The following is a 9,413-nucleotide window of genomic DNA, read 5'->3' as shown; positions in this document are numbered from 1 at the left end:
TTGACCGGCTCCTCCACAGGCTACTAAATCTCCCGCGACTAAATCGCTAATTCCCTCTCCCACTTCTACGACTTCACCCACCGCCGAATAGCCGACGTTCCAGCCTTGGTCATCCAATTCGCTGTGAGGCAGTCCATTTTCTGTGGGAGGAGCCATGAGGACTTCCACACTTTCCAAGGTGACTCGCGATGCCTGACCGGCTCCTGCTGTTGTCAGGACTAAGGTGAAGGTTTGCGAACCTTGCAAATCGAAGATAAGGGAGTCTTCAAACCGCCCTGCCTCATAGGAACGAGAGCCTAACCAAGCGTCCCGATTCTCATTCAGCCAGCCCAGTGCGATCGCACCTTCATGAACCTGACCCTTCACCCGTACAATGGGAACTTGACCGACAGGCACCTCAATGGCTTGTGACATGACTTGATAGGCCGCGTCTGAGTCATCGGTTACCACCTTCAACTGACCGTCCTGCACCTCAACCTCAGTAGCAGCACAACGAGTCCAATCAACCTGACCGCTCGTTAGGGTCAATGTCGGTACACTCGATCTTGCAGGCAGCAGAGTAGCTATCCGCCCTCTAGCTATTTGAGTCACACGTCGAATCGCTTTATCGGGATGGCGTAGAGCTAATCCCAGGTAAGTTCGAGCCAGACTGGCATAGGCTTTGGCCTGTTCCACAGAAGCGCCTTGGCTCACAATAGACGGCGTAGGGCGTAAAGAAGCGATCTCGGTTCCTACACTGACAAAAGAATAGTGTACGCGGATCAAAACACAGCCAGCTTCCACGCCTGGTTTAGGCATACGCACGACAAGTGCCCCTTTACTGTTTAGTAGAATCTGGCGCATACAATGATTAGTAACCTTCGAGCAGTGAGCTTCAATCTTGTTTCTTATCTGGAATGATGATTTCTGGAGAACTTTTAAACATACTGTGCTGTCCGGAAACGAAACAACCCGTTTCTCTAGCTGACCAAAACCTACTGGATCAAATCAACCTCCACATTCAGCAAGGAAAAGTTTCCACCAGTTGCTTAAGTTCAGTGCCATTGCTCTTAAACTTGAGTCAGCTCTGCTTCCACCCGCAGCGCGACCTCAGTTGCCTGCACCTGCTGCCAGAGCGGAATTGGCCAGTCACTTCCCTGTTGAATGGCCTGAGCAAAGGCTACCAACTGGGCTTTGTGTCCCTTATCGACCACCTTGGTCTCTACTCCTTTGGCTTTGGTGCCACTAACGGTTAGATGCTTGTAGTCGTTTAACACCAAGACCTTCCCATCGACAAACGCTTCGAGTTGCTCCTTAGGATAATCCTTAGAACCCAGAGCTGTATAGGTAAGCGTTGCAACAGAGCCATCGGCAAAGGTCATCATCGTGACAAAATTGTCGCGACAGCTGTAATAGCCTGTGCTAGGAGTTATCGCTTGGGTCTTCACCTCCACTACTGTACTGTTGGTCAGGTAGGTAAACAGGTCATAGATGTGGCAGGCTTCACCCAGGTTGCGACCGCCGCCTTCTTCACTATGAACCCAGTGGTCTAAGGGAATGTAACCTGCATTCATCCGATAGTTTAAAATCAGCGGGTTGCTACGGTTCTGGATTAATTCATGAATCCGCCGAGCGTGGGGAGAAAAGCGGCGATTGAAGCCTGTTAACAGGCTCGGCGCAGCAGATGAAGCCGGGAGGGCTGAGTAAAACCCTGCAATTTCTGACAGTTCCTGGGCTGTTAGGGCAAGGGGCTTTTCCACCAAGACATGCTTACCTGCCTTCAGGGCTTCTACAACCATAGAAGCGTGCAAGTGATGCCGCGTCGTAATCAGTACCGCATCGACCTCCGGATCGCTGAGAACCTTCTGATAGTCCGTGGTTGCATAGTTGGCACTAAATTGCCGAGCCGTCCCCGTGGCGTTGTGACCAGTACGGCTCATGATCGCTTGTATGTGGTAGGAAGCGGATAGAGCCTGTAAATTCGGTAAATGCATCCCCTTGGCAAAACCCCCTGCTCCAACGACAGCAATCCGAATTTGGTTAGAACCGGCGGGTTGAGCCGTGGGGTTGGGAACCACGCGCTGTAGTTGAGCATTGCTCAAAGACGGTGGGTAGGAGAGTAACACCATTAAGGGGCGTTGCTCTCCTCCTTTGAGGGCTTCGTAAGCTATCGTGGCTTGTTCTACAGGATAGGTCGCACTAATTAGGGGAGTTACCTGAACTTGGCTCTGTGCTACCAAACGCAGGTACTCTGCCATATTACGGTTTTCCGTCCAGCGCACATAGGCGACTGGATAGTCTAGCCCTTGTTCTTCATAGTGGTTGTCGTAGCGCCCTGGGCCATAGGACGTAGAAATAAAAAAGTCTAATTCTTTCTGGTAAAAGTCAGCACGGTTGAGATTTAAGCCGACATCTCCGACAAGAACGACTCGACCTTTTTTGCGACACATGCGGAACGCGGTAGAGATGACCTCATCTGAGGGGGTGGCGGCTGTGATGATCACGCCATCAGCACCCAAACCCTCCGTCAGCCGCATTACCTGTTCAATGTTATTCCCCTCGTCCGGGTGGATGCCTATATCCATCCCCAACTTTTGGGCGATGTCGATCCGCTTACGGTCTAGGTCGGTGCCAATGACCTTGCAGCCATTCGCCTTGAGCATCTGAGCTGTTAACTGACCCAAAATTCCTAGGCCAAGGACTACAAAGGTTTCACCCAACGTGGGTTGAGCACGGCGGATACCTTGAAGCGCGATCGCACCCAGGGTCACCGTACTTGCCGCCGCAAAATCTAAATGATCGGGTATTGGCACCGTCAGATTACGGGGTACCCGAATAATCTCCGCATGATGAGCGCATTGTGCTCCAGCACAAGCTACGCGATCGCCTGGTTGCAGGTCACTAATCCCCTCGCCCACTTCCAACACCGTACCGGCAGCCGAGTAACCTGTCGCCTGGCCACTAGACAGTCTGCCTTGAACCACGCTAGCGGTGCGGGATACTCCTTGGCTCACAGCCATTTCTACAACCTTTTTGACATTTTCCGGCTGCTTGAGTGCCCGTTTCCATAAGGGCAGACTGGTCATTTTGATACCGCTCATTTCCGTGCCAATCGAAATGCAGGAATGATCGACCTGAACTAGAACTGTACCAGGCTCGACTTGAGGAGCAGGAATCTCTTCAACCACGGCCTGACCCTGCCGAATCAGTACCTGCTTCACCGCCAAATTCCTCGCGTATCAATCACCGTTTTTCCTTGGAGCTTTTGCCTGTCTACCTGCTTAAACGCTTGGTGGTCAACTAAGAGCAGCAAGATATCTGCCTTATCCAGTGCAACATCCAGTGCGACAAGTTGGACACTTCCCAAGCTATCCAGACTAGCAGGTAAGGCTGAAATATGAGGCTCTACCACTAAAATGTGTCCGACTGACTCCCTTGCCAGTTCTCTGACAATGGCGACGGATGGACTTTCACGCAAGTCATCAATATCCGCCTTGTAAGCCAGCCCTAAACAGGCAATGACCGCTTGATTGACATCAGCCGCTGCGGCTTTCACCTGACTAACGACAGCATGGGGTTTAGAGTCATTGACTTGCCTTGCGGTACGGATGAGCTGCGCTTGCTCTGGAGCCGAGTCAACGATAAACCAAGGATCGACGGCGATACAATGTCCACCAACTCCTGGGCCTGGTTTGAGAATGTTAACGCGAGGATGTCGGTTCGCCAGTTCTCTGAGTTCCCAAACATCGATATTCAACCGTTCGCAAATCAGAGACAGTTCGTTGGCAAACGCAATGTTAACGTCGCGGAAGGCATTTTCCGCTAGCTTGGATAGTTCTGCGGTGCGGGCTTGAGTGGGTACAATCTCGCCCGTGACAAATTGCTGATAAAATGCCTCAGCCTTAGCTGTTGAAGCTGGATTGATGCCACCCACAATGCGATCATTTGTAATGATTTCTTTGAGGATTTGACCCGGTAAAACCCGCTCTGGGCAGTGAGCGATATAAATAGAGTTAGGGTCTAGGTCGGGTCGGAGTTCCTGTAACCAAACGCTAATCTTTTCGGTTGTTCCCACTGGACTGGTAGATTCCAGGATGACCAAATTACCCGGCTCCAGGTAGGAAGCGATCGCTCGGGTAGCCGCTTCAACATAAGATATATTGGGCACATGTCCATCCGTAAACGGTGTTGGCACAGCTAGGATAAACACATCGGCAGGAGCTGGCTCCAAGCTGGCTGTAAGATTTCCACTATTTACAGCGGACTTGACCAAGACATCTAAATCCGGCTCATGAATATGTATTTCGCCGCGATTGATGGTTTGTACAACCTGCCAGTTGACATCCACTCCGTGTACCTTAAAGCCTTTACTAGCAAGCAAACTAGCTGTTGGTAAGCCGACATAACCTAAACCAACTACGCAAACTTTATCCATCCAAATTTTCCTGTGCCAAATCTCAATCAATCTTTAACAGTAAAGAGTAACCCATGACCCGTTATTTATAGTGTTTTCACCATCAAGAAAAAGTTCCCTAGAAGAGTGCATCGGATTGGCTCAAGTTGAGGTGAAAAGCCCCAGCGCCTTTCCTTGGTCACTGGTTCCTGAAAATTCTTGTGTAAATCTTGTAGATTTTATTAGAGAACAGAGTGTCAACTGGTTGTTGAGCTGTAACGGTAAGTTGATGCTGATGACGACGGTGAGCCGAGCAGCGATCTGCGCTAGCCTACGGCTCGCAACGCTATCGTCCTGACGATGAACTATCTGGTGCAGAAACCTCACACTAGCTCAGGCGTCTAAGCAAGGGTATCCTTAAAAATTGCTGCCAACTGTCTGTGGGGAGAAGTTTCATGACCAAGCGAATACACTTTCCCTCGGTGTATCGACTAGCACAACTGGGTCTAGATGCATTCGTTGCTTGGTCTGCTTGTAGTCTTGCCTTCTTGATTCGGTTTGATGGAGATATTCCATCTACTCACCAAGCGTTAGCGTGGATTCTGCCTTTATTAGCGATTCCTGGGCGTTTACTGTTTCAGACGGGTTTCGGCCTTTACCAGCAAGTCTGGCGTTTGTTCGGACCCAAAGATGCCACGTCTCTGTTCAATGCTGTCACACTCTATTCTCTGGTGGTTTTAGTCACCACCCGCTTATTGATTCCCCGCTTTCAGTTCTTACATGGGATTCCCTTAGGCGTTTCCGCCATTGATTGGAGCTTTTGTCTCATGGGAATGATCGGGATGCGCTATGCTCGACGCCAGTCCCTGTCTCATTACCAAATTGGACGCTATCCACGCCGTACCTATAGGTCAGGCATTTCCCCAACACAGCGACAGCGGGTGCTAGTGGTGGGAGCAGGTATGACAGGTGCTCAAATTGTCCAGGAAGTGCGACAAAACCCTCAACTCCATCTAGAAATTGTCGGCTTTGTGGATGATGACCCTACTAAGGTAGGCCGGAAAGTTGAGGGAGTAGCGGTGATCGGGAAAACGTGTCAGATGGTTGCGATCGCACAACGCCTCAACGCTGCCGAAGTGCTGATTTCCATGCCTTCAGCTAATGCCGCACAAATTCGTAATCTTGTCAACCTGGCACGAGGTTCTTCGCTCAAACTCAAAGTCCTACCCGGAAAGACGGAAATTTTGCGCGATCGCAACCTGACTCCCCAAGCTAGAGAAATTCAAATTCAGGACATTCTCGGACGCCCAGAAATCCGGCTAGACTTCGATGCTGAGTTCGATCCAAAATTTCCGAGTGCGCGATCGCAAATTTACCAGCAAACCGTCCTCGTCACGGGTGCTGGTGGCAGTATTGGCTCAGAAATCTGTCGCCAGCTGGCTCGTCTAGAACCCAACAACCTGCTGCTACTTGGACGTGGCGAGAATAGTATCTTTAATATCGAGCAGGAATTAAAGCGAGACTTCCCTCAGCTTAAAGTAACTGCCCTGATTGCTGATGTTCGCCATCAGGCTCGTCTTGAACAGATATTCAAAACCTGGAAACCCGAAATCATCTTCCACGCCGCTGCTCATAAACATGTCCCCTTAATGCAGCATAATCCTACAGAAGCTCTAGAAAATAACGCTTTAGCTTCTTTCCACTTAGCTAAGCTAGCCAATATTTATGGAGTTAAAACCTTCGTTCTCATTTCCACTGATAAAGCCGTTGAGCCTAACAACTTCATGGGTCTGAGCAAGCGCTTAGCAGAACTGATGGTCAAAGCCTCTGCTTCCACAAGCCACACCCGCTTTCTAGTTGTGCGCTTTGGCAACGTCTTGGGCAGTCGCGGCAGCGTTGTACCCATTTTCCAATCCCAAATTGCTAGAGGTGGCCCCGTCACCATTACAGACCCATCGATGACTCGCTACTTCATGACAACGCCTGAAGCCTCTCAGCTTGTGATTCAAAGCCTTGCTGTCGGTCAATCGGGCCAAACCTTAATCCTTGATATGGGGCAACCCGTGAAAATCTTGGACTTGGCAGAACAGCTGATCCAGTTAGCAGGTCTAACCCCAGAGGTTGATGTCCCGATTAAGATTACAGGCTTGCGTCCGGGGGAAAAACTGCACGAGGCGTTGGTTAGCGCGACAGAAAAGGTCATTCCCACAGATCATCCCAAAATCCTGGCGGTTTCCAGCTACCCTCCAGCCCCTGAAGACCTGGCAAATGCGATCGCTACCCTCTCAGAATCCATCGTTGCTAGTTTACCCGCGGACAACCTTTGGAGGAAAGCTCAGCATTGTATCGATGTTCTGGAATCCTCCCAGGCTTTTCACTCGTAATCGTTTTAAGAGTGCGATCGGCAATCCAGCCTATCAACTTAGTGCAAGGTGGCCTAAATAAGTAACCCGCTTGCCAATCGACCCTAATCCTAGAAACGCTAATATCATTTACGCCAATGATTGCTACATATCAGAGGTTGTAACGCTTAAATTTTCAAAATTCATTGATTTCAACGTAAAAGAGAATTGATATAAGGTAGACAGGACACTGGTTACTGCTCACTACTCACTGATACTCAAGTTCAAGGTATGTGCATAAAGCAAGGTTTTGCTTCTCATGACTCAACTAATACGTCTTCACTTTTTATTATCCACTGTTTTCCTGATAGTCTGCTTTGTTTTACACATTTTTTACCCCTCATATGTTGCTTTCCCTTGGCTGAATCTTCTCTTATTTGTAACGTTATTTTTTACAACATTACGTAATCCGCTGCTAGCCCTTGGTTTTCTAGTTTTTGTTCTCCCCTTCACAGCAGGAATCTCCGAGCAAGTCAGGGCAGTATCTCATTGGGAAATATTCACCTTAGACCTTTTAAGTATCGATGCATCAATCGGTTTATTAGCAGGATTATTAATTCTAAGTTATTTTAATTCAAAATCTCGCTCATCTAGAGAAAACATATCCGATAAATCAACCGTCCTTAAATTATTATTGATTAGTTTTCACGTATTAATCTTAATAACTGTCGCCATTGGAATATCCCGCAATTTATATCAATCTGCTTCACCCTACTCCGTTAAAGGATTTTTCTACAATCTGGCTAACCTTCGCTACACAAGTTTTCATGATGATTACTACCCGTTAAGAGATTTGTTTATCTTTACTGCCGTCATCACTCTCAGCATTAGACTACTCAGCCTAGTTCGCACTACATCACAGTTAATGCGGAGTGTGCTAATCCCTCTTGCTGTGGCTACAGTGATTATTCTGGGTTACGCCTTGTGGTCAAAGTTTACAGGACTTGGCTACAACAGAGATGGGGCTGAGGTGGGGGTAAATAGCTTTTTCCCAGATCTTCACGCCTATGGTGGGTATGCTGTTGCTGCTTTTATGGGAGGTCTTTATTACCTGCCTTCTCATAACTCCCTAATCAAACTGGCAGCAGCTGGCTTCTCTTTTCTGGCAGCGGCTGGGGTAGTAGTCAGTGCTTCTCGCTTTTCCATCGCCACGCTGTTTATTGCCTGTTTGGGATATATATTTTTTTTACTACTTCAAAGACCTCAGAAACATCTGATGAAACTAGTTTTTGTCAGCCTAACAGTTCTGGCAACAGTCATTTTTGTAGGCTACTGGGGGGACAGGGGATTGTTACATCAGGTAGCTTTGTTGCCTAAGATTCAGTCCTTTCAAGAGCTGAATTCAGCTTTGAGCGAACGTCCTCAAATTTTTCGTTCTGCTTTGTTGATGTACAGCCATTATCCTATCCTCGGTTTAGGAAAAGGTATTTTTTATCGTCAAAGTTCAATGGGTGAATTCAGTCACTCTAGTTTTTTTGTAACTTACAATGGCGAAAATGCTCACAATTACTTCCTACAAATTTTGGCTGAAACTGGCCTTATAGGGATGAGTCTATTTTGCGCTCTATTTATCTACCAAGCCTTGTACCTGAGAAACCCTAATACCCAAATAGTAACGGTATTAATTTTGGGAATATTTGCGGGCAATCTTTACGGTCATTCTCTATTGCTCGCAAACATTCTCGTTTTGCTATTTATTTTGCTTGGTGTATCCAATATAGCTATGGGAGGACAAGAGTACTCAATCCCGGAAAAAATTATACCTACCAAGTTCTCCAAACCTTGGCGCTATTCCATCATAGCGGTGGCAACGGTTTTATTCATTGGAGCGATTTTTGAAGTCAAGGGCAGCTATGGCAAGATTCCCTTCGAGCCTCGCTTTGTCTGCTACAAACCCACACAATATAGTGATCACCATACGAGCGGCTTGTTTGAAAAGACCTACAAGGTAACCGGAAACAACCTCAAGCTTGAATATATTGTTTATCATGCAGATGCTCAACGGCGTCCTCTGAAAATTGAGTTCAGTCTCAAGCAGGCAGGTCGGATAATTGCTAGTAAGGAACGCAGGATTAACGCGCCAGGCCCCTACACAGAAAGCCTTGATATTTCTCAACTCAGTCCAGGAGCAGATATCTTGCTCCAGATTAAAACCTCACGGTGTTTCACGCCAATCAATCTAGGAGTCAATGGGGATAAGAGACCCTTAGGAATCCAGCTAAACAAGGTGTCTCAAGATGAGAGAGTCGTTCAGGGAGGATAAAGGCATGGGTGGTCAGGTAGAGACTTCGGTTAGAGTGGATGCGATCGCATGAAAGTGAAAGACTGATAAACTCTCAGAGCTATCAGTAGAACAGTGTAGGGGAACTTAGTCCAAATAGGAGAGGTCAATCACTTGAGACACTAGTGCAGCGCGGCACAAATACCTGACCCCCTAAAATCTCCCCCTCATTCCCTTGCCGCCTCTTCTCCTGGAAGTCGTGAATTACTGGTGCCCAGTTGTACTCGTGACGCTTCCATCCAAGTCAAAAGTCTTTACTCTAAGACGTTCAACCGCTTGTAAGCTGGTAAATTATTTCTGCCAGCCCACTCTAGGGTGTGATTAAGGGAGTTTCTTTGGTAGTGTTTTAGGGTGGTGT

4 protein-coding genes and 1 pseudogene are annotated in these 9,413 nt (G+C 48.0%); 2 read left to right on the top strand and 3 right to left on the bottom strand.

Annotation, left to right across the window (positions count from 1 at the left end):
- The 3 genes and pseudogenes from V6C93_RS17745 to wecC all read right to left on the bottom strand — a co-directional run.
- Nucleotides 1-798, bottom strand: a pseudogene (locus V6C93_RS17745) (oxidoreductase); the annotation flags it as partial.
- A gap of 251 nt (nucleotides 799-1,049) precedes the next feature.
- Nucleotides 1,050-3,200, bottom strand: coding sequence for a bi-domain-containing oxidoreductase (locus V6C93_RS17740; RefSeq protein WP_333478000.1), 2,151 nt, complete (start codon nucleotides 3,198-3,200; stop codon nucleotides 1,050-1,052).
- Nucleotides 3,197-4,414 (bottom strand): UDP-N-acetyl-D-mannosamine dehydrogenase, encoded by a 1,218-nt coding sequence (gene wecC, locus V6C93_RS17735; protein WP_333477999.1) that lies wholly within the window; start codon nucleotides 4,412-4,414, stop codon nucleotides 3,197-3,199. The genes V6C93_RS17740 and wecC overlap by 4 nt, the downstream gene beginning before the upstream one ends.
- A gap of 413 nt (nucleotides 4,415-4,827) precedes the next feature.
- Here wecC and V6C93_RS17730 point away from each other — a divergent pair, with 413 nt between their 5' ends.
- On the top strand, nucleotides 4,828-6,756 hold the full coding sequence (locus V6C93_RS17730) for a nucleoside-diphosphate sugar epimerase/dehydratase (RefSeq protein WP_333477998.1): 1,929 nt from the start codon (nucleotides 4,828-4,830) through the stop codon (nucleotides 6,754-6,756).
- A 652-nt stretch (nucleotides 6,757-7,408) separates the two neighbouring features.
- On the top strand, nucleotides 7,409-9,037 hold the full coding sequence (locus V6C93_RS17725; RefSeq protein WP_333477997.1) for an O-antigen ligase family protein: 1,629 nt from the start codon (nucleotides 7,409-7,411) through the stop codon (nucleotides 9,035-9,037).
- Nucleotides 9,038-9,413 lie beyond the last annotated feature (376 nt).

Origin of the sequence: Allocoleopsis sp. (genome assembly GCF_036703385.1) — a bacterium.
GTDB lineage: Bacteria > Cyanobacteriota > Cyanobacteriia > Cyanobacteriales > Coleofasciculaceae > Allocoleopsis.
This window is presented reverse-complemented; position numbering and strand designations above follow the sequence as displayed.